The sequence below is a fragment of the Sphingopyxis sp. 10G20-10 genome (assembly GCF_057365075.1).
Map to the genome: position 1 here is coordinate 1,966,460 of NZ_CP195117.1, position 20,695 is coordinate 1,987,154.

General features: G+C 57.4%; 19 protein-coding genes and 1 tRNA gene. 10 read left to right on the plus strand and 10 right to left on the minus strand.

Translation table 11 applies throughout. From position 1 onward, the window contains the following. Positions 1-41: 41 nt before the first annotated feature. Both ACR3XE_RS09645 and ACR3XE_RS09650 read right to left on the minus strand, forming a co-directional pair. Positions 42-947 carry a LysR family transcriptional regulator gene (locus ACR3XE_RS09645; protein WP_473697857.1) on the minus strand — a complete coding sequence of 302 codons (906 nt, stop codon included), beginning with the start codon at positions 945-947 and terminating at the stop codon, positions 42-44. A 200-nt stretch (positions 948-1,147) separates the two neighbouring features. Further along, a tRNA-Ala gene (locus tag ACR3XE_RS09650) sits at positions 1,148-1,223 on the minus strand. Between the two features lie 97 nt (positions 1,224-1,320). On the opposite strand from ACR3XE_RS09650, the gene ACR3XE_RS09655 reads away from it, so the two are divergent. Continuing rightward, positions 1,321-2,337 carry an NADP-dependent oxidoreductase gene (locus ACR3XE_RS09655; RefSeq protein WP_473697856.1) on the plus strand — a complete coding sequence of 339 codons (1,017 nt, stop codon included), beginning with the start codon at positions 1,321-1,323 and terminating at the stop codon, positions 2,335-2,337. Between the two features lie 78 nt (positions 2,338-2,415). On the opposite strand, the gene ACR3XE_RS09660 is transcribed toward ACR3XE_RS09655, so the two are convergent. Together ACR3XE_RS09660 and ACR3XE_RS09665 are read right to left on the minus strand one after the other, a co-directional pair. After that, positions 2,416-3,813, minus strand: a complete 1,398-nt coding sequence (locus ACR3XE_RS09660) for a DEAD/DEAH box helicase (RefSeq protein WP_473697855.1) — start codon at positions 3,811-3,813, stop codon at positions 2,416-2,418. Positions 3,814-3,928: 115 nt separating this feature from the next. Continuing rightward, entirely contained in the window at positions 3,929-4,453 is a 525-nt protein-coding gene (locus ACR3XE_RS09665; protein WP_486185688.1) for a hypothetical protein, read from the minus strand. A 196-nt stretch (positions 4,454-4,649) separates the two neighbouring features. On the opposite strand from ACR3XE_RS09665, the gene ACR3XE_RS09670 reads away from it, so the two are divergent. The 3 genes from ACR3XE_RS09670 to ACR3XE_RS09680 all read left to right on the plus strand — a co-directional run bounded on the left by ACR3XE_RS09670 (position 4,650) and on the right by ACR3XE_RS09680 (position 7,535). After that, positions 4,650-6,074 carry an FAD-binding oxidoreductase gene (locus tag ACR3XE_RS09670; protein WP_486185689.1) on the plus strand — a complete coding sequence of 475 codons (1,425 nt, stop codon included), beginning with the start codon at positions 4,650-4,652 and terminating at the stop codon, positions 6,072-6,074. Positions 6,075-6,188: 114 nt separating this feature from the next. Beyond that, on the plus strand, positions 6,189-6,968 hold the full coding sequence (locus tag ACR3XE_RS09675; protein WP_473697853.1) for a SapC family protein: 780 nt from the start codon (positions 6,189-6,191) through the stop codon (positions 6,966-6,968). 12 nt (positions 6,969-6,980) lie between these two features. Next, entirely contained in the window at positions 6,981-7,535 is a 555-nt protein-coding gene (locus tag ACR3XE_RS09680; RefSeq protein ID WP_473697852.1) for a cytochrome b, read from the plus strand. Between the two features lie 28 nt (positions 7,536-7,563). On the opposite strand, the gene ACR3XE_RS09685 is transcribed toward ACR3XE_RS09680, so the two are convergent. Beyond that, positions 7,564-7,773 (minus strand): DUF1674 domain-containing protein, encoded by a 210-nt coding sequence (locus ACR3XE_RS09685; RefSeq protein ID WP_473697851.1) that lies wholly within the window; start codon positions 7,771-7,773, stop codon positions 7,564-7,566. Positions 7,774-7,884: 111 nt separating this feature from the next. Between ACR3XE_RS09685 and ACR3XE_RS09690 the strand changes: the two genes are divergently transcribed. Next, positions 7,885-9,186, plus strand: a complete 1,302-nt coding sequence (locus ACR3XE_RS09690) for an RsmB/NOP family class I SAM-dependent RNA methyltransferase (RefSeq protein WP_473697850.1) — start codon at positions 7,885-7,887, stop codon at positions 9,184-9,186. Between the two features lie 24 nt (positions 9,187-9,210). Here the strand turns inward: ACR3XE_RS09690 and ACR3XE_RS09695 are convergent, their stop codons facing one another. The 3 genes from ACR3XE_RS09695 to ACR3XE_RS09705 all read right to left on the minus strand — a co-directional run bounded on the left by ACR3XE_RS09695 (position 9,211) and on the right by ACR3XE_RS09705 (position 13,941). Beyond that, complete coding sequence (locus ACR3XE_RS09695; RefSeq protein WP_473697849.1) at positions 9,211-10,212, minus strand: glycosyltransferase; 1,002 nt, start codon at positions 10,210-10,212, stop codon at positions 9,211-9,213. A 40-nt stretch (positions 10,213-10,252) separates the two neighbouring features. Next, positions 10,253-12,169: a DUF3604 domain-containing protein gene (locus ACR3XE_RS09700; protein WP_473697848.1), complete on the minus strand. Its 1,917-nt coding sequence runs from the start codon at positions 12,167-12,169 to the stop codon at positions 10,253-10,255. An 86-nt stretch (positions 12,170-12,255) separates the two neighbouring features. Beyond that, the gene (locus ACR3XE_RS09705) at positions 12,256-13,941 is read right to left on the minus strand and encodes a DUF885 domain-containing protein (RefSeq protein ID WP_473697847.1); all 1,686 of its coding nucleotides are present in this window, start codon (positions 13,939-13,941) and stop codon (positions 12,256-12,258) included. A gap of 177 nt (positions 13,942-14,118) precedes the next feature. On the opposite strand from ACR3XE_RS09705, the gene ACR3XE_RS09710 reads away from it, so the two are divergent. The 3 genes from ACR3XE_RS09710 to ACR3XE_RS09720 are packed head-to-tail and all read left to right on the plus strand — an operon-like array spanning position 14,119 to position 17,479. Then, entirely contained in the window at positions 14,119-15,417 is a 1,299-nt protein-coding gene (locus tag ACR3XE_RS09710; protein WP_473697846.1) for an MFS transporter, read from the plus strand. Next, positions 15,414-16,334, plus strand: a complete 921-nt coding sequence (cysK, locus tag ACR3XE_RS09715) for a cysteine synthase A (protein WP_473697845.1) — start codon at positions 15,414-15,416, stop codon at positions 16,332-16,334. Before ACR3XE_RS09710 ends, cysK begins: the two co-directional genes overlap by 4 nt. An 8-nt stretch (positions 16,335-16,342) precedes the next feature. Continuing rightward, positions 16,343-17,479, plus strand: a complete 1,137-nt coding sequence (locus tag ACR3XE_RS09720; RefSeq protein WP_473697844.1) for a cell wall hydrolase — start codon at positions 16,343-16,345, stop codon at positions 17,477-17,479. A gap of 30 nt (positions 17,480-17,509) precedes the next feature. On the opposite strand, the gene ACR3XE_RS09725 is transcribed toward ACR3XE_RS09720, so the two are convergent. Further along, the gene (locus ACR3XE_RS09725) at positions 17,510-18,646 is read right to left on the minus strand and encodes a zinc-binding dehydrogenase (RefSeq protein WP_473697843.1); all 1,137 of its coding nucleotides are present in this window, start codon (positions 18,644-18,646) and stop codon (positions 17,510-17,512) included. Between the two features lie 96 nt (positions 18,647-18,742). Continuing rightward, positions 18,743-19,006 (minus strand): DUF2061 domain-containing protein, encoded by a 264-nt coding sequence (locus ACR3XE_RS09730; RefSeq protein WP_473697842.1) that lies wholly within the window; start codon positions 19,004-19,006, stop codon positions 18,743-18,745. Positions 19,007-19,225: 219 nt separating this feature from the next. On the opposite strand from ACR3XE_RS09730, the gene ACR3XE_RS09735 reads away from it, so the two are divergent. After that, positions 19,226-20,395, plus strand: a complete 1,170-nt coding sequence (locus ACR3XE_RS09735) for an isovaleryl-CoA dehydrogenase (protein WP_473697841.1) — start codon at positions 19,226-19,228, stop codon at positions 20,393-20,395. Continuing rightward, entirely contained in the window at positions 20,392-20,679 is a 288-nt protein-coding gene (locus ACR3XE_RS09740) for a hypothetical protein (protein ID WP_473697840.1), read from the plus strand. Before ACR3XE_RS09735 ends, ACR3XE_RS09740 begins: the two co-directional genes overlap by 4 nt. The last annotated feature ends 16 nt before the right edge of the window (positions 20,680-20,695 follow it).

Consider the following 20,695-nt stretch of genomic DNA (forward strand, 5'->3'; position numbering starts at 1 on the left):
AGGGTCTAAGTATAGAGATTTTCCTGCACTATAGCCTTGGGCTATGACGGCTTGACGACACGCCTGATTTCGGTTGCGGTCTTGATAATGGTGGCAAGGCAATCCTTGATCAGCTGATCCTTACGTATATCGGCATGATACATGCCGATTACCGGCAATCGCAGAGGCTCTGCAAAGCTGAAGCGCGCCAAGCCATCCGCCAATTCCGACGCGGCGGTAAATTCATCGACAACCGCCAGCCCCTGACCCAGCGCGACCAGCGAAATTGCAACATGATAGGAATGGGCGGTGATGATCTCCTTGGGATACACATCATTTTTTTCAAGCGTTTCGGCAAGCAGTGCGCCGGCTGGCCCCGAATCTTTCATGCCGATAAAGGGCATACCGTTCAGCGCCTCCAGTTGGACAGTATCGACGCTGTCATCAAAAGCCCCCGGCTTCGAAACGAGCAACAATTCGGCATCGGTCAGCAATTCATAGGCTAGGCGTTGGTGCAAGGGTGCCTCAAACCCCAGACACAGGTCGCAGCGCTTTTCGATCAACGCCGTCTGGAGTTCGCGACTGTGCATTGTCGTAACCTCAAAGGTCATATCGGCATCATTAGCGCGTACTCTGGCAATCGCTTGAGGAATCAGGTTCAGGCTGAGCGATGGCAGTGCTCCGATGTGGAGGTGCCCGCCCTTGCGATTGCGGATATTTTCGGTGGACCGGCGCAGCATCGCAATCTGGGCATAGATGGCCTGAATGTCGGTGAATAATTCGTGCGCCGCATCGGTCGGAACCAGCCGCCCCTTTTCGCGACGGAACAACAGGAAGCCAAGATGATCCTCCAGATGTCGCAAAACAGTGCTGACCGATGGTTGCGAAACGAACAGATCGCGCGCGGCTCCGCTGATCGATTTGCTCCGATAGACGTGATAGAAAATTTCGATCTGGCGTAATCGCATAGCTGAGGACTGACCGATTCATCATCAAAATGCAAATTATGCGGTCAGTGGGACCCGCAATTAGAGCATGGTAAGCAAGAGCATCCTATGTCTCGCGCGCCTGTCTCGCCGCATCTTTTGCTGTTTGACTGGGGCGCAAGTGATGGGAGGTCTGATAAGTTGAACTATTTTAGGAATTTCAACGCAATAATCGCAAAATATGGTGGAGCCGAGGGGAATCGAACCCCTGACCTCTGCAGTGCGATTGCAGCGCTCTCCCATCTGAGCTACGGCCCCGGGACGGGCGGCGTATTAACGAGCCTGTCGGATAGCGGCAATGGCTTTTGTCGCAAAAGCCGTTACAGTTCTGTGTAACAGAGACAAGGAACAGCAAATGAGCAAAGCTTGGCACCTGACCAATCGTCCTGCCGCCCTCCCGACCATGGCAGATTTCGCCTTGCGCGAGATTCCTGACGGTCCGTTGGAAGTGGATCAGCTCCGCGTCAAAAACCTCTGGCTGTCGGTTGACCCCTATATGCGCGGTCGCATGAATGACGCCAAAAGCTATTCAGCAAGCTTCCAACTTGACGAACCGATGACCGGTGGTGCGATTGGTGAAGTGATCGAAAGCCGCATGGATGGTTTTTCACCGGGTGACGTGATCCTCCACATGGGCGGCTGGCGCGATGGCGGTGTGATCGGGCTGGATATGTCCCCCAACAAATTGCCGCCTGAGGCTTTGGCCGCTGGAATGACACCGCAGACCTTTCTTCACAATATGGGATTGACTGGTGGAACCGCGTGGATCGGTTTGCTGCGTGTCGCCGCAGCGAAGCCCGGCGACACAATATTTGTTTCGGCCGCCGCCGGTGCGGTTGGGTCCGCTGTGGTCCAGATTGCAAAAGCGCGGGAGATGACCGTCATCGGCTCCGCCGGGGGTGCCGATAAATGCCAATGGGTCAGCGAATTGGGTGCCGATGCTGTGATCGACTACAAGGCCAGAGCAGTCCTTCCACAGCTGGCCGAGGCGCTCAAAACACTGGGCAAGCCGGGCATTGATGTTTATTTTGACAATGTCGGTGGCGATCATCTGGATGCAGCCTTTGCGACCGCAAATGACTTCGCCCGTTTTGCAATTTGCGGCATGATCGACGTGTATAACGACGGCAAAGCGCAGGAAATGAAATATATCATCCGCACCATCTCGGCGCGCATCCGGATGGAAGGCTTTATCTACACCGACCAATTTTTCGAATGTATGGAAGAATTTTACAGCGACATGGGTGGATTAATCGCCAGCGGAGCCGTCACGATACACGAAACTATCTACCAAGGGATCGAAGCAGCACCGGAGGCGTTTCTAGGCCTGTTTTCCGGTGCCAATACGGGCAAGATGCTCGTCAAATTGTGATCGCGTCACGCGCGATGCTGATGTGGACGAGACCGTGCGAACCCACAGCACTGCTAGACTAGCCTTGGTCGGTTAGATCTATTCGCCAAACCCTACCGATAGAAAGCCCGGCAGTGGGCCATTCCAGCCATCGTCCGGGCCATCATCATCTTGCGAAGCTGCAGGCGCGGGTTTTGCCTTTTTGGGTTCGGCGGCATGTTTTGCTGGCTTGGTTTCGACTGGCGATATGTCGTCGCGCGTCGGTGCTGAGTCTTCGCGCTTGGCGCTGCGTTCGGGTTTCGAAGCGCCACGCCGCTTGCGGGGGCCGCGTCCGGATGGCTCGCGATCAACCGCTGGCGTTTCGCTCGCGGTCGCATCCGCACCACCGTCGCCGAACAGGTCAATTTTTTTACCCGTAAGTTTTTGAATATTCTCGATGGCTTCGTCATCCGAAGGGGTAATCAGTGTAAACGCGCGTCCTTTGGCACCGGCACGGCCAGTGCGGCCGATACGGTGGACATAATCATCGGGATGCCAGGGGGCGTCATAATTGAAAATATGGCTGACGCCTTTGACATCCAAACCGCGCGCAGCAACGTCCGAAGCGACCAAGATGTTGATCGTCCCGGCCTTAAACCGATCAAGCTCTGCGATGCGTGAGCTTTGATCCATATCACCATGAATTTCACCCGCTTTATAGCCATCACGCTGCAAAGATTTGGCAAGGTCGCGGACCGTGGTTTTGCGATTGCAGAACACGATCGCGGTCGACAAATCCTCGCTGTCTATCAATCGCCGCAGCGCAGTCTTTTTCCCGCGTTCGGCAGTTTTGACCAGAAATTCCGCGATATTGGCATTGGTGCTGGCTGGACGAGCAACTTCAATCATCTTTGGATTGGATAGGAACTTGTCCGACAATTTTTTAATCGGCGGCGGCATGGTCGCAGAAAACAACAAGGTTTGGCGGTTGGTCGGCAGTTTGGAGCAGATGCTTTCGATATCAGGGATAAACCCCATGTCGAGCATCCGGTCGGCTTCGTCGATGACGAGCAAATCGCACCCGTTGAGCAATATCTTGCCGCGTTCGAACAGATCCATCAGGCGGCCTGGCGTGGCGATGAGCACATCAACGCCTTTGGCAAGCGCCTTAACCTGATCGCCCATCTGGACCCCGCCGATCAAAAGTGCCATCGACAGCTTGTGATATTTCCCATATTTTTCAAAATTTTCAGCAACCTGGGCGGCTAATTCGCGGGTCGGCTCTAAAATAAGGGACCGCGGCATCAGCGCACGCGTCCGACCATGCGCCAAAATATCGATCATCGGCAGAACAAAGGACGCGGTCTTGCCTGTCCCCGTCTGGGCGATACCGATCATGTCACGCATCATCAATACCGAAGGAATGGCACCCGCCTGAATCGGCGTCGGAGTGTCATAGCCCGACTCTTCAACAGCGCGCAAAAGTTCGTCGGAAAGGCCGAGGTCGGCAAATTTCATAGTTTCAATATGTCCGGAGTCTGAAAAAGCGTATGGCAACACATGGCCTGACGCTGACGCCGCCCTTGCGGAACTACTTTGGAAAAGTCAAGGAATTGCGACGTTCCGCCGCCAATCATTTTTTCTCGCGCACGGGCACCAATATCCGAAATTTGTCGATTTCACACTTGGCACCGGAGCGAGCGTGGATGGAATCGCGATCCTCGCAGAGCCGCCCGTCCTTATTCTTCTGCATATAAAAACCCGAATAGAAATCGAGCGCGCGGCAGCCGCGATTGAGTTGCGCCCGAAGCCGCTGATTTTGACGCGTCATAAGGTCGATGCTATCGCGCTGCACCGCCCGCATTCCCATGATATTTTGCATTGCCACGCATTTGGGAGCTTTGGTTTCTTTCCAGACGATAGGCATTTCGGGCGCGGCAGATTGCTCGCTCCGGCTCGCAGAAAAATTGGTCAGGGGCGAACGCTGTGCGGGAACGCGAATAATGATTCGCCGTTCGATAATCACCTGGAGATAGGGAGCAGGAACTGGACCGATCTGGGGCATTTCCAGTGTAGGCAGCGGCTCCGCTGTTCCTGCCATCGGCAATGCGTCAGGGGCTGGTGCCGCAGCCATAAGCAAGAGCAAGGCAGGATTCATGCCCTCTCACCGCAAAGGCCGATATGACAACGAAATTTGAAAGGCACCCGACCGCTCCCGCGAATGATGATAGCGCGAAAAAGTCATGCTACCGGTTCGAAAATATGTTTTAGAGCCCTATGATTGAATATCAAATGAACTGTTTTTTATCGAATATGGCCATCGCCGCCATTCTGGGTATCAAGGAGTGTCCGGTGTGACGCGCGCGCCTACAACTCAGTTGCTCGCTGATTTGCAAACCCTGCTGGGTCCAAAAGGCTACACTCAGGATGCTGACGCCCTATCGCCCTGGCTAACCGACTGGCGCGGAAAATTTCATGGCGCAGCAGCAGCTATGCTCTCCCCAGCGAGCACCGAGGAAACGGCTAAAATCGTAGCGCTCTGCAGCGCCGCAGACGTCGCTCTGGTGCCCCAGGGCGGCAACAGCGGGATGGTAGGCGGGGCTACGCCGGATGAATCCGGGCACCAACTTTTATTGTCCACGCGACGGATGAACCGCATTCGCTCTATCGATCGCGATGCAAAGCTGGCCGTAGTAGAGGCTGGCGTCATATTGTCGGATTTGCACGATGCGGTGCAGAAGCAGGGCCTGCGTTTCCCTTTAACGCTGGGAGGAAAAGGGTCTGCAACCATCGGTGGACTGGTGTCGACAAATGCCGGCGGCACCCAGGTTCTCCGCCACGGAACCATGCGCAATCTGGTCAGCGGCATCGAAGCAGTGCTGCCTGACGGAAATATTCTTGAGGGATTGGCACCGCTCAAAAAAGACAATCGCGGCTATGATCTCCGCCACATGTTTTGCGGCGCCGAAGGGACATTGGGCATTGTGACGGCAGCAACATTGAGCCTGAGCACAGCCATTGTGGCGCGCAGCACCGCATGGGCTGGACTGGGCAGCCCCGAGAATGCTCTTTCGCTCTTGCGTTGTCTTGACGAGTTTATGGGCGCGCAGCTCGAAGGCTTTGAGTTAGTCCCGCACAGCTGCCTCGATGCTGTGCTTCGCCATATTCCGCAGACTCGGCACCCGCTTGCGGGCAACCACCCCTGGTATGCCTTGATCGAGTTTGCCGCTGAGGAGGCGATGGCAATCGATGATGATGCGCAGGCGGCGTTGGGTGAAGCTTTGAATCGCGGGCTGCTCCGCGATGTCGTGCTCTCTAAAAACGAACGTGAGGCCGATGACTTCTGGCGCCTGCGCGATTCGATATCAGAGGCCGAGCGCGCCGATGGCCCTGCCCTGCAACATGATGTCAGTGTGCCAGTCGACCGGATGCCGCAATTTATTGCCGACAATCCCGCGCGGGTCACGCAGAAGTTCCCGGGTGCGCGCATCCTGTCCTTTGGGCATCTGGGTGATGGCAATATTCATCACCATATCCAGCCGCCTGTTGATGCCGATGGCGCGCTATGGCTCACAGAGAATGGCGAGAATGTTAGCCGCTGCGTCTATCGCCATGTCATTGAATTGGGCGGATCAATTTCTGCCGAGCATGGTATCGGACAAATGAAGCGCGCCATGCTCGCGGAAATGGCGAGTCCGGCCCGGATTGCGGCGCTGCGCGGGGTCAAAGCAGGGTTGGATCCTGCCGGTATCTTTAATCCTGGCAAGCTGGTTCCCTGAACAACCGGTCGGAATCATCGCATCCGCCTCTTGCGTCGCGGCGCGCGGCTCAATAAGGCGCGCCATTAGCTTTTTTGCTCCGCTTGGCGGGGCTTTTATTTTCGGAGTAATTTCATGGCCTCTGTGACCGATGCTGCCAACCTGCCCATTTTCTATAAGGACCTGCAGCCGCTTTCGAGCGTCGATCATGCGGATTTCCATGCTCGTGCTCTTGATAATGCCGAATTTCTGATCGACCAGCACGCGGTTCCTTTGACCTCCGACGAGTTTGTCTCGGCCTCGCGTTATTATCCCATTGTCTTTTCAGCAAGCGAAGTCCCCGTTCCACTGGCTCTGATGGGTATGAACGAAGGGGTAAACACCTTCGTCGATGCCGAAGGTAAGTTGATCAATCCGGTCTATGTGCCCGCTTATGTCCGTCGCTACCCTTTTCTTCTCGCCCGTTTGCGGCCCGACAGCGACGAACTGTCGCTCTGTTTTGACCCGACCAGCAAGGCCATCGGCAAGTTTGACGAAGGCGATGCGCTGTTCAAGGATGGACAACCGACCGACGCCACCAACGCCGTATTGGATTTCTGCAAACAATTTGAAGAAGCAGGGCAGCGCACCGGCCAATTTATGGAAGAGTTGAAGAAAGCGGACCTGCTGATGGACGGCGAAGTCAGTATTCAGCCCGAAGGTAGCGACAAGCCCTTTGTCTATCGCGGATTCAAGATGGTTGACGAAGCCAAGCTGCGCGAACTGCGCGGCGATGTGCTGCGCAAGATGATGCAGAACGGTATGCTCGGCCTCATTTTTGCACATCTTTTTTCATTACAGTTGATGCGCGAAATTTTTGCCGAACAGGTGAAACTGGGCAAGATGCCTTTAGTCACTGAAGCCCCAACGACATAAGGACGCAAGAACATGGCAACGACCGCCGACGCCAGCACCCAGAGCGAGCGCTACACAAGAGTAGCGATTTGGCTTCATCTACTGATTGGCGCAGCGGTCGTTACCAATATCGGTTTGGCAATGCTGACCGAGGACATGTCCAAAGCGACCCATATGGCGGCAATGGCGGTGCATAAGCCGCTCGGCATCACGATTTTGGTGCTGACGCTGGCGCGCATTGCGTGGCGGTTGACGCACACACCGCCGCCCCTGCCCGCCGCAACGCCCTCTTGGCAACGCCCGCTTAGCAAGCTTGTCCACTTCGTCTTTTACGCGCTGCTCCTCCTCCTGCCTCTTTCCGGCTGGATCTGGATGTCGGCAGCAAAGGCCCCGATCAATTATTTCGGCCTGTTCGACCTTCCGTTGATCGCTGGCCCCAGCAAAGCGCTCGCGGGTACCATGCACGAAGGGCATGAAGTGATGGGCATCGCCATGCTAGTGTTGGTTATCATCCATTTTCTCGCGGCGCTTAAGCATCAATATATCGACCGCACCCGCCTGGTCGCCCGCATGAATCCTTTCGGATGACGGCGAACGCCTGCGCTTGACGGGCCTGTCAAAAATCAATCGCGAGCCCCTTGTTTTCCCAGTCACCATAGCGGACAGGATCGCGCCCGCCGGGCTGGTCCTTGGCCTCAACCTTCGCAATTGGTTGCGGCTCAGGCAGTGGTTCCATCGTCCAGTTCGCAGGTGGTTTGGCATGCGGTGGACGCAGTTGGGCGCGAGGAGTTCCGCCGATCATTTTCGGTTCTGATGCGCTGAGCATGGTCGTCTCTTTCCCGCAGTGATACGAAGGGTCGCTCTGCTCCTTCTACTATAGGAGACAGTATCTGTTGCGCCAACACTCCGAACCCGTTTTTCTTGGATATCAAGCCTTATGAATGAACCGAATCCGGGGCGCCGCCGCCCATACCGGAATCAGGATGACCCCGCCGGGACCGCCGCCAGACGCTCGGCCTTGCGGATGCTCGACGCGGTTTTGCGACGGGGTGAACCGCTCGACCTCGCTTCACATGCCGCCGCTCAGGGATTGCCGCCGCCAGACCGCGCCTTTGCGGTCGCCATAGCATCCGATACGCTGCGCTGGATGGTCGATATCGACCGCCTGATCGATCAGGCAACGCCGCAACCACTCGCCGATGATGTCAAAGCGCGCACTGTCCTGCGCCTCAGCCTCGCGCAAGTGCTCATCCTCAAAACACCGCCGCATGCTGTTGTTGCGACGGCGCTACCGCTTGTTGCCGGAGGCCCGCGTCGGCTGGTCCATGCCATCCTGTCTCGCGCCCAGAAAGAGCAATGGAAATTGCCCGCCCGTGCCAGCCTGCCGAGCCACGTTGCCGAGCGTTGGCAGGGGCAATGGGGAGATGCGATGGTTGCGGACGCCGAGGCGGCATGGAGCCAGCCGCCGCCCGTCGACCTGAGTTTCGCCAGTCAGGCCGCCGCCGACAGCTTCGATGACGGAACGGCGCTTTATGCCGCACACCGCCGCCTACCGCGCGGCGACCGGATAGAGGATGTCGCGGGTTATGCTGGCGGTAATTGGTGGGTTCAGGATCTCGCCGCCAGTATCGCGGCGCACTTGTTGGGCGATGGCAACGGAAAAACCGTGCTCGACCTTTGCGCGGCTCCGGGTGGCAAGACGATGCAGTTGGCGGCAGCGGGATGGGCCACAACTGCAGTCGATAGCAGCGCCAAGCGATTGCAACGGCTCGAACGCAATCTCAAGCGCACAGGCTTGCACGTTGAAATCGCGCAGGGTGATTTGCGGCAGTGGGAGCCTGAAGCCCCCGCCGACGCGGTTCTCCTCGATGCCCCATGCACTGCGACCGGCATTTTTCGGCGCCACCCCGACGTCCTTCATCGCATCGAACCCACCGACATCTGGCAGCTCTCCGACCTGCAACATCAGTTGCTGGGCCGCGCCGCCGCGTGGGTCAAAGCGTCGGGAACTCTGGTCTATGCCACCTGCTCGCTCGAACAAGCCGAGGGCGAAGCGCAAATCGAACGCTTCCTTGACGATCACCCCGGCTGGTCCATTGATCCGGTGGCGCAAGAGGAAGTGCCAGCAGGCGTTGTACCTGATGCAAAGGGGCAGGTTCGGATATTGCCTGGGATGCTTGCTGATTCCGGCGGTCTCGACGGATTTTTCATCGCACGATTGAAGGCACCATCAGCTTAGCCAGCGACGCCAGAGGTCTTCAACCTAGTTGTTTTGTGCGTTCCCCTGAACAAGGGCGAGGGCCAGTTGTGCGGCGCGTTTGATGCGCCGGTTGATCAGGCAGCGCACGACAGTCCGCCACCCTTCCGTCAACGGCACACCGCGTCGAACAGTACGAAGAAAATCGGCAAACTCCACATCGTTCATACTGGCGACGGCATAGCGCAAATCTGCGAGCACATCGGTCTGCACTGCCCTTGCAACGCCTTGTCGGCCAAGGATATGGTCGAGTTCGTCCAAAGCCGGCAAGTCATCCATACCGTCGAATGGGTCGCGTCGGCCCTGCCCCCGTTCTGTGTGAGCAAGGCGGGCATAAGCCGCTTGGCGGGTCTGATGGCCGTTGTTGAGCACACTCATCTGGCCCGGTGAGCGACGGTAGTGGAGCAAAATGTCGGACAAATTGTCGATATCTGCGATTTCAGATAATCGCAGGAACAAATCATAGTCTTCGCAGTAGCGAAACGCCTGTCGATAGAGTCCGACATCTCGCAATATCTGGGTCCGGAACATCACGGTCGGGTTGGCGACGGGTTGGCGGATTTCGAGCTGTGCACGGACCTCTGCGCGACCAACGGGCTGTTGAAATTGCAGATTACGGGCGCGCCCGCCATTGTCGATCTCCACAAATTGCGTGCCGAGTGCGCCCAGGTCCGGATCCATCTCGATACGTTCCAACTGCCGCGCAAAGCGATCCGTCAGGGAAATATCGTCGGCGTCCATACGTGCCACAAAGGGCGTATCGACCAATTCCAACATGCGGTTCAGGCTAGCCACAATACCCTGATTATCCTGATGAATCAGGTGAATGCGCGAATCTTCGGCGGCCTTTCGCGCCGCAATCTCACCCGAACCATCGGTCGATCCATCGTCGACGATGTAAAAGACGAAATCGGGCATGGTCTGCGTCAGAACGCTATCAATCGCATCCTCGACATAACGGGCAGCATTATACATCGGCATGACAACGCTGAGCCGCAAATCGCGCATTAGGGACCAGACTTTCTGGCCGGAATTGGCCGCCGCAATATCAACTGGCGGGACTGTACCAGATGGGCGACGTATACGCGCGCTCTTGTGACGTCAATTCTGTTCCAGGCAGCAATTTCGCGCCATATCGTAACACATCGAACAACACCCATCGCGGTGTCGGAATCTCCAGCACGCGCACATAATAAAAGGCGCGTTCCTTGGCGTCAAAATCGGGGTCCACCCAAACCGTCGCCAGCTCGGGCGCGCCGATGCTGTTTTCATAGGTCGCTTTGGCGATATCGACCGTATTGCCGACCGCCGGAACCTTCCCGTTCGCGCCCCTCGGCCGCTTGGCGGGATCGCTCCAAGCCACGTCATAGACCTTTTCCTGCGACACGCCGCTGCGGTCGACCCAGCCCTTGACGATCTGAACACGATCCAGATTGCCGCCATCAGGGTCTTTCAGCGCCGAAACCATGAATCGCGGCGCACCTTTACCAGATGACAGTACCGCGCCCATCGGGACGCCGCGGGCATAGCCTGCCTTGACAAAGTCGCCCTTCAGGTCGGCATCAGCAAAATCCCATCCGCCAAAAAAGCGCACTGTCATGCGCGGTCCGGTGGTCGCATAAACTTCGCGCCGCGCCAGCGCGTCAAAAATGGCCGCGCGGGTGTTGGACGTTGCCCAAACTCCGGCATAGCCCCCCGCCAGATATTGCCAACCAAAGCGGCCAGCACGAGTGCCCAGATTCTGGCCTTCAGATGCTCGGTCTTTGTTCGGTTCGTTGCCGCTATGTTTGCCAAAGAAATTATTCTCGTCGGCGGTCGAGAGCGCTGTGTGGCTGTCGGTCGACCCGATGAAGCCCAATTGATAGGGATTAACGCCGGTTCGGGCCTCGATGGCCAGCCCGCGCTTCAAAGCCTCGCGCACATAGTTGCCGCCATACATGTCGGGCGTTGCATCATGCGTCAGCGGCAGATTGCCCAATTCCCAACCCGCATCGCCAAAACTCGCGAACTCATCATTGGGAGAAAGAAACGGATGGGTTTCGCTGTCGCCCTTGATCTGAGTGATTTCAACGACGGGCTCATGGGCCGCACGACGCCGCGCATATTCCGCGGTCATGGGCTTGCCATCAGGCCCCTCTGTCTCGAACATCAGTCCGTTTGACAAGTTGGGGTTGTGCGGAATCGCCAGCACACGTCCACCGGTCTTTTTCTGATAGGCGTCCATATAGTCCCACAGCTTGCTGGGGCTGGCGCCAGGCAGGAGCGACGAGAAGGGCAGCACCTGATCCGCCTCGGCCTTGCCATCGCGGAACATGACAACGCGATGCAGATTATTGCCGTCGGGCATCAGCGAATATTCAAATCCGATAAAGGCCGTGAACTTGCCGGGCTTGTTATAGCGTTCGACAATATCATTATTGTTGGTCCAGATCGTCCGCGTGTTTTTTTCATTCGCGACCGGATCGCTCAACGCTTTGGGCAAGGTGCCATTGGCGGCGCGTGTGATCAGCTCAGCCGTCACCTTCAACGCACCGGCATCGCTTTCATGCATCATGTCGTACCAGCGCCGCAGGTCAGGGTCGCGGATCAACGCGCGCGGCGCTTCATAGAGTCGCCGCGTCGCGCCCAAACCTTCGGCATGGTCAGCAACGACCAAGAAATCGAGCGGACGCGCCAATTTGGCTTTCAGTCCATGTGAGGCTGTCACTTCTTCGCCGCTTGCGAAACGCAGCGCATCTTCAGGCCCTAACCGGACGCCAAAGCCGAACGCATCGACCGAATTGCTGGTATGAAGATGGGTATCGCCCCAATAAACGCGATCGGGAAATTTGGCCTGCGCGACTGTGGCGTCGGCCTTACGCGACGCCCCGGCCTCACTTGCCGGATCGCTGCACCCGCCAAGCGTCATCACCGCCAATGCCATGACAGTCGCTACGCCAGTGCGTGGTCCCAAATTCTTCATCATCCAATCCCTCCCAAGACCGGATGAAGCTGGCATGAAACGGGGGAAGATTTCCAGTCTTTTTTTGAAACCCTCCCCTTGTCTCACAATTAAAAGGCAGCCTTGGGCGTCGCTTCCTTCATCATTGCGGCGCGCACCATCGGAATCGGCGGGCCACCATAGGACAGGAACTGGTCATGGAACGCCTTCCACTTGGTGTGATCGCCCTTGGTCCAATCTTCGCGCAGCTTGCGAATCATCAGCTTACCCATGGTGTAGTTCAGATACTGCGGGTCATAGGTTCCGCGCGCCGCCTGTTGCTTGGCATTGCCTGCGTCCTGATAGCACTGATCCTTGAACAGCTTTTCGCTCTGCGCAACGGTCATACCCTTGGTGTGCAGGCGGATCGCCGACAAATAACGGCAATCACGCAGTAGCGCATTCGATAGCTGACCGATGTGCGTTTCGGGGTCGCCGTCATTCAGACCGGCATCCCACATCATTTCCTCGGTATAATGCGCCCAACCCTCTGCGAACGCATAGCCGACGAACAATTTGCCAAAGATGCTGTCGGACCGGTTCGAATGGAGGAAGTTCAGGAAATGCCCCGGCCAGACTTCATGGACCGATGTGAACAACAGATCCTTCTTGCCCGGCACGAAATCGGCCTGCGTTTTGGCATCCCAGCTCGGGTCCGGCGGCGAGATATAATAAACCGACGGCAATCCGGTCTCATAAGGTCCGGGGATATCGATATAGGCGCTGTTCTGACGGTTATAGGGAGGCGATTCTTCGACCTTGGCCTGTTCGGCCCCCGGGATCGACACAAGATCCTTTTTCACGAGGAAAGCGCGCAGTTCGGGCAATTGCCGCCGCGCCTCTGCCACGGGTCCGTCAGCGGGCTTGTCCGCCCCCATCTTGGCCATGCAAGCGGCGATCGAAACGCCGGGTGCAAAGCTGTCGCACGCGGCTTTAAGCGCGTCCTGATTGCGCTTGAGATCCGCTTCGCCAATTTTTTCCAGTTCGTCGAGCGGTGTGTCGACGGCCTCGCTGGTCAGAATCATCTTTGAGAAATTGTCCGCGCCCAGCGCATAGCCATCGGCGGTTCCCGGCTTGGAACTGACATAAGCGGCCAGATCCTTCATTGCCGCCGACGCCTTGGCGGTCGCATCGTCAAACTGCTTTTGCAGCGCTTGGTCCTTCACATCGGCAAAGGCTACTTTGGCGTCGCCGGTGTAATAATCGGCAAAACCGCCAAAGCCCGCCGCGCCATATTTCACAAAGGTCGCTGGCATAGGCAGCTTTAGATTCGCTTTGATCTGGGCGGCAGCGGTCGGGACATTCTCGGCATAGGCGATAAACGCCTTCATCCGAGTCGTCGCATCGGCATAGGGGCGTGAGATATACACATTGGGATCCAGCGCACCGACATAGAAGGCCGGGTTTTTGTGCGGGAAATCGGCATCGCGCAAAAAGAATAGCTGCCCCTGGGCGACATGGATTAGATAGTCGCGCTCAAACTTTTCCGCGTCCGTCATGTCTCCGTCCATCGCCTTGGCATCAGTGATGGTCTTTTCCAGAAATGCGGCTTGGGCCTCCAGGCCCTCAGGCGACCAGTCGGGCAGCTTGCCATCAAAGTCATGCTTGCCTTGATAGACGGCGAAGGTCGGATTGAGCGGGAAATAGCCGGCGAGAAAATCATCGCGAAACTGGCTCCAGCCCGAAGCCGATACGGCCTCTGCGCTGGTCGACGCACCACTGTCGGATGAGGTGTTGCAGCCCGCTGTCGTTACCATCAATGCAGCCAGAACTGCGCTACCTATCCGATTCTTGCCTTTAAACACTAAACTATCTCCCTGAGCTTCCACATGGCGCTCTCTGGCACTCCTTTAGGAAGGTCGCATCAAAAAATCGACGAATAACATAGATTAGCTATCTAGCGCATTGTCGGGTTCAAGATTAGAGCGCCTGTCATGGCCACGACCACATCGCCAGCGCAGCCCGACCCTGTCGGTAAACCGCCCTCCCCGCTCTCCATTGTCGATTTTCGCTATTTCTGGTTTGCACGCTTTACTGCTGTCATGGCGACCTTGGCGATGGCTGTCGTCATTGGCTGGCAAGTTTATGATGTGGCGCGGTCCGATTATGGCATGTCGCCGCGCGATGCCGCTTTCCAGCTGGGACTGGTCGGACTGTTCCAATTCATTCCGCTCGCCTTGCTCACACCCTTGGCTGGATGGATTGCTGATCTCGTTGAACGACGACTGGTGGCGCGCTTTTCCAACACAGTCGACATGTGCGTGGCGTTGGCATTGGGGTGGTTCACCTGGAATGACAGCCTGACCCTGCCCCTATTGTTTTCCCTTGCAGCCATGCATGGCGTCGGACGCGTTTTCATCGGTCCGTCGATGAGTGCCATTGCCCCCAATATCGTCCCGCCCGCTGTTTTGCCGCGGGCCATCGCCATGAGTTCGATTGCGTGGCAGTCGGCATCGGTTGTCGGGCCAGCGGTTGGCGGACTACTCTATGGTGCCAACCCCACAGCACCTTATATCTTTGCTGTCTCCATGCTGGCGCTGTCGATTTTGTCCATCAGCATGGTGCGACCGGTTTACCCGCCACCCGAAGCGGTCCGGCGCCATCCGTTGCGAGAAATGGCCGACGGTTTGAAATTCACCTGGAACGAGCGTTTCTTGCTCGGCACCATCACCCTCGATCTGTTTGCGGTCCTGCTCGCCGGGGCAACCGCGCTGCTGCCGGTTTATGCGCGTGACATATTGCATGTCGGCCCTGAAGGTTTGGGTCAACTGCGCGCAGCACCTGCGCTTGGAGCCGCTGCCGTGGCCCTGGCGCTCGCTTTCAAACCGATCGAGCGCAATGTCGGGGTGAAGATGCTGTGGGCTGTTGTCGTCTTCGGGCTTGCGACGATCTTGTTCGGCATATCCAAAAACTTCCTCCTGTCGCTTGGCTTGCTCAGCATTTTGGGTGCGGCGGACATGTTCTCGGTCTTTGTCCGAAGCACATTAATCCAGCTCAACACGCCCGATAATATGCGCGGACGGGTCAGCGCGGTTTCGGGACTCGCCATTTCTGCCTCGAATGAATTGGGTGAAATGCAATCAGGCGTCGCCGCCGCGCTTTTGGGACCGGTCGGCGCGGTTATATTTGGCGGCGCTGGCGCGATAGCCATCACCGCGCTATGGTCGAGGCTGTTTCCAGAACTGCGCCGCGCGCGCACATTTGAACCTCAATTTAAGGTAGGACCGTCATGAAAGCTCGCTCCATTCTCGACACCATAGGCAACACCCCGCACATCCGGATGGGACGAATGTTCCCGGATGCGGAAGTGTGGATCAAATCAGAGCGCAGCAATCCCGGTGGATCTATCAAGGACCGTATCGGCCTTGCAATGATAGAAGCAGCAGAAGCCGATGGCAGCCTGAAAGCAGGCGGCACGATTGTTGAACCAACATCGGGCAACACCGGTATCGGTTTGGCCATGGCGGCTGCGGTCAAAGGCTATAAGCTTGTTCTGGTCATGCCCGACAGCATGTCGATCGAACGCCGCCGATTGATGCTCGCCTATGGCGCGACCTTTGATTTGACCCCGCGCGAAAAAGGCATGAAGGGCGCCATCGAGCGTGCCATCGAGCTGGTCGAAACCACCGATGGTGCCTGGATGCCGCAGCAGTTCGAAAATGAAGCCAATGTCACGATTCACGCCAATACGACCGGCCCTGAAATCCTGGAGGATTTCAAGGATAGTCCGATTGACGTCCTGATTACCGGAGTTGGCACTGGCGGGCATATCACCGGTTGCGCGGAATTTCTGAAACCGCATTGGCCGAACCTTAAAGTCTATGCTGTCGAGCCTAGTGCGTCGCCGGTGATTTCGGGTGGCAAACCCGGGCCTCACCCCATTCAGGGATTGGGGGCCGGTTTCATTCCGCGCAACTTGCACACCGATTTGCTCGACGGCGTGATCATAGTCGAGCCTGAAGAATCCAAAGCCATGGCGCTGCGTGCCGCAACCGACGAAGGAATGCTGGTTGGAATCTCGTCGGGTGCGACATTAGCGGCGATTGCCAAAAAGCTCCCCGACCTGCCCGCAGGTAGTCGTATCCTCGGTTTCAACTATGATACCGGCGAGCGCTATTTGTCGGTGTCCGATTTCTTGCCGGAGATCTGACACTAGCCATGACGACCGATCAGGATCAGCCCACGTTGCCTTTGCGGCGCGACTGGTCGGCGTGGCTGTTCCTGTTGCTGGCGGTCGTGGCGATTGGCGCGGTGCTGCACCTTAGCAGCACTGGCCCCGCAACATTGACTGGCCATCGACCGCCTGCGCCGCAAGCACCGCCCGCCGAGGTTGTTCCAGACGTGTTGCCGATGGAATTGGCACCCATTGCCAGCGAGGACGCCAAGGCGTTAAATGACCTGGTTCCGCTCGTCACATCGGGCTTTGTCGCCGCGCGACCGTTTACCTACCCCGGGGATGCCGAAAACCGCACCCGCGCCCGCGATTGCCTGGCAGCGGCGATGATTTATGAAGCGGGCGACGATAGCAAGGACCAGCGTGCGGTCGGTCAGGTCATCATCAACCGCGTTCGCCACCCCGCCTTTCCCAAATCGATCTGCGCCGTCGTCTTTCAGGGATCAGAGCGCCGCACCGGATGCCAGTTCACCTTTACCTGCGATGGCGCATTGAACCGGCGCTATTCGGACGCGGCCTGGAAGCGGGCGCAGGCGACGGCAGACACCATGTTGTCGGGCGGCGTCGACAAGCAAGTCGGGCTCGCGACCCATTACCACACCGATTGGGTCCTGCCCTATTGGAGCGATAGCCTCGAGAAAATTGCTGTCGTTGACACCCACCTCTTTTTTCGCTGGCCCGGATATTGGGGAACGCCGGGTGCGTTTCGTGGCGCAGTTCAAGGCAGCGATGCGCCGGTTGCCAAACTTGCCGCGATTTCATCTGCCCACGCCCCTGCAGAGCCTGCCACGGACACAAACGCCACCGCTGGAGCTGCTCGCCTCATTCCCGGTAAGGGCGACATGGTCGGCCGTGACACCATCTATATATTGCTCGACCGCCGCGCACCGGCGGAATCCTTTGTCACGCTTGCGCTCCGCCTGTGCGGCGCGCGCGATTATTGCAAGTTTATGGGCTGGACCAATCCGGTCCTGAAACCACAGGGCGACGCTATGAGCGACACCGCACGCGCCGCCATGAGTTTTTCCTATTTGCGCGATGAAAAGGCAGGCTTTGAAAAGGCCTTGTGGAATTGCAGCGAATATATGCGCGACGACAAACGCCAGTGCATGAAACGCTGATCCCTCAGCTTTGCAGAGCCGGCCCGTTCATCAGCCCGCTGGCTTGATCAGATATTTCTCACCCGTGCGCTTGGCATTATAGGATTCGATCACGTCGAGAGAGAGCGCCTCTGTGAGCGAAATTGTGTGGCTGTAATGGCTCTTGAACGTCGTGGTCAATTCATCAACGACGCGCTTGCGCAGGCGCATATTCACTTCCATTCCGGCCTTTTGCAGGAAAGGCGTGAGCAGGAACCCCGACAGCGCCCAGGTCAGGCCAAAGCTGCGGTTGAGGATCGTCGGACCTAGGTCGAGCGCACCATAGATATAGACCTGCTTGAACGTGTCCGACCCATAGCGGCTGTACGTCTTCATCCGCTTGACCGCCGCCACTTCCATGCAGCTCAAAATCTGGCCCGCCAGTTTACCGCCGCCAATCGGATCAAAACCGATTGTCGCACCCGTTTCGATGAGCGCTTCGGTCAGCTTGTCGAGAAAATCATCGTCGCTGCTATTGACGATATGAGTCGCGCCGATCGATTTCAAAATCGCCACCTGCGCATCGCTGCGCACAATATTGACCAGCGGGATGCCATCCTTTGCGCAAATCTTTACCAGCATCTGGCCCAGATTGGACGCGGCGGCGGCATGAACCAGCGCGCTGTGCCCTTCCATCTTCATCGTTTCGGCAAAGGCCAGTGACGTGAGCGGATTGACGAAACAGGACGCGCCATCTTCGGGAGTGGTCCCGTCGGGCAAAATCATGCACATTTGCGCGGGCAAACAGCGATACTCGGCATAAATCTCGCCACCAATCAGTGCCACCGTCTTGCCCATCAGCGCTTGGGCTTCGGGCGACGACCCGGCTTTGACAACAACGCCGCAGCCTTCGTTGCCAATCGCGAGCGCCTCGCCGATGCGGCCCATCATCGCGCGCATCCCAGGTGCCGGCACATCAGCCGTGACGACCGGCAAACCATCACGCTCGCTGGCCCGCGCGGTCGACATGTCGGCAGCACCAAATAGCAGCCCGAGATCGGACGGATTGATTGGCGTGGCCTGAACCTTCACCAACACTTCATGCGGTGCGGGATCGGGCATCGGCAGACGTACCAGCGAAACCTCCAGCTCGCCTTCTGGTTTGATGAGCGTGTGCATGGTCAGGTTGGTTGCCGGCAAGTCAGTCATTGCGTATCTCCAAAACAGGGAATGTCAGTTTCGCTATGCAACTGGTTAGACGCAATTGGCGGGGCTGGCAATCTCATCAGTCCCACGGCATGGCTTTCAAATATGCGGCGTCGGCTTGTCGCTGCCACCGGACACTCCACCCTTGCCCATACCCCATCCAATCCGGCTCCAGGCGCGCTCGTGAAAATAATAGAGAAGCATCTTGGTCAGCACTTCGGTGCTCGCAATCGCCCCTGCCGCCTTGACGTCGGACGTAAACAACCAACTGAGGATGAAGGTGTCAATACTGCCCAAAATTCGCCAGCTGATTGCTTTGGACAGGGAACGACTATGGGCTTCACGCCCTCTGAACAGTAACATATCTTCGCCCCAAAGATGTTGAACATCTACACCGTCCGACCATCATGCACAGATTGATCAGACAGCCCGCGTCTGCCAGAATTACGATCAATGTGGCCGTTCATGCCGACATCGGCAAGCAAGAAGGAATGACGGGAGCAAAAATCCGACTTGCGCCGCCTCTTCAACTTGCCATTGCTTCCTGCTAGTCGCGGACCAATTCAGATGCAGAGGAACACCATGCGCGCCACCCCAGAATTCGACTTTGCTTTGGGCGAAACCGCCCAGATGATCCGCGACACCACGGCGCGCTTTGCCGATGAGCAGATTGTTCCGCTCGCCGCCAAGGCTGATCGTGAGGATTGGTTCCCGCGCGACGAGCTATGGACCCAAATGGGCGAGCTTGGCTTGCACGGCATCACCGTCGAAGAGGAATTTGGCGGGCTTGGTCTGGGCTATTTGGAACATGTTATCGCGGTTGAGGAAGTCAGCCGCGCCAGCGCCGCCATCGGTCTGTCCTATGGCGCGCACTCGAACTTGTGCGTCAACCAGATCCGCCGCTGGGGCAATGGCGATCAAAAGGCGAAATATCTGCCCAAGCTGATTTCGGGCGAGCATGTCGGCAGTCTGGCCATGTCAGAGGCTGGCGCGGGCAGCGATGTCGTGTCGATGAAGCTGAAGGCCGACAAGGTGCAGGGCGGCTATGTCCTCAACGGTACCAAATTTTGGATCACCAATGCGACCCATGCCGACACGCTGGTCGTCTATGCAAAAACGAGTCCCGAAGCGGGGTCGCGCGGTATTACGGCGTTCCTGATCGAAAAGGACATGCCGGGTTTCAGCATCGGACAAAAAATCGACAAGGTCGGTATGCGTGGCAGCCCGACCGCTGAGCTGGTTTTCAATGATTGCGAAATCAGCGAAGAACAGGTCATAGGACCGGAAAACGGCGGCGTTGGCGTGCTGATGTCGGGCCTCGATTATGAGCGTGTCGTGCTCGCGGGGCTGCAACTGGGTATTATGCAAGCCTGCCTCGATACGGTCATTCCCTATGTTCGCGACCGCAAACAATTTGGTAAGCCAATTGGCTCATTCCAGCTGATGCAGGCCAAGGTGGCCGACATGTATGTCCTGCTCCAGTCAGCGCGCTCCTATGTCTATAATGTCGCCAAGGCCTGCGATGCTGGACAAACGACGCGCTTTGATGCGGCGGGCTGCATCCTGCTCGCGTCCGAAAATGCGGTGAAGGTTGCCGGCGAGGCGATTCAGGCGCTCGGCGGCGCGGGCTATACCAAGGATTGGCCGGTCGAACGCTATTGGCGCGATGCCAAGCTGCTCGACATTGGCGCCGGCACCAATGAGATCCGACGCATGTTGATTGGGCGGGAACTGATTGGCGCGGGGGCTTGAACGAAAGCCTGCTCACCGTCTTCCAATATTATGGTGCGGGCGCAGCGACGCTCGCAGCGCTAATAGTCTCGCTTAACCTCGGCCGACGATGGACAGGTTGGGCCTTCGTCATTTTCGTGACGAGCAGTATGGCTCTGATCGCCTGGGGCTTCCTGCAACAGGATAGCGAAGGCATCGGCTGGCAGAATATCGCGCTGCTAATCATCAACGCGATCGGCGTTTATCGTTATCTGATCCTAAAGGAAAAGCCGGTCACACCGACGAACGACGACGGGGTGGACTGACCGCCCCGTCGTCCAA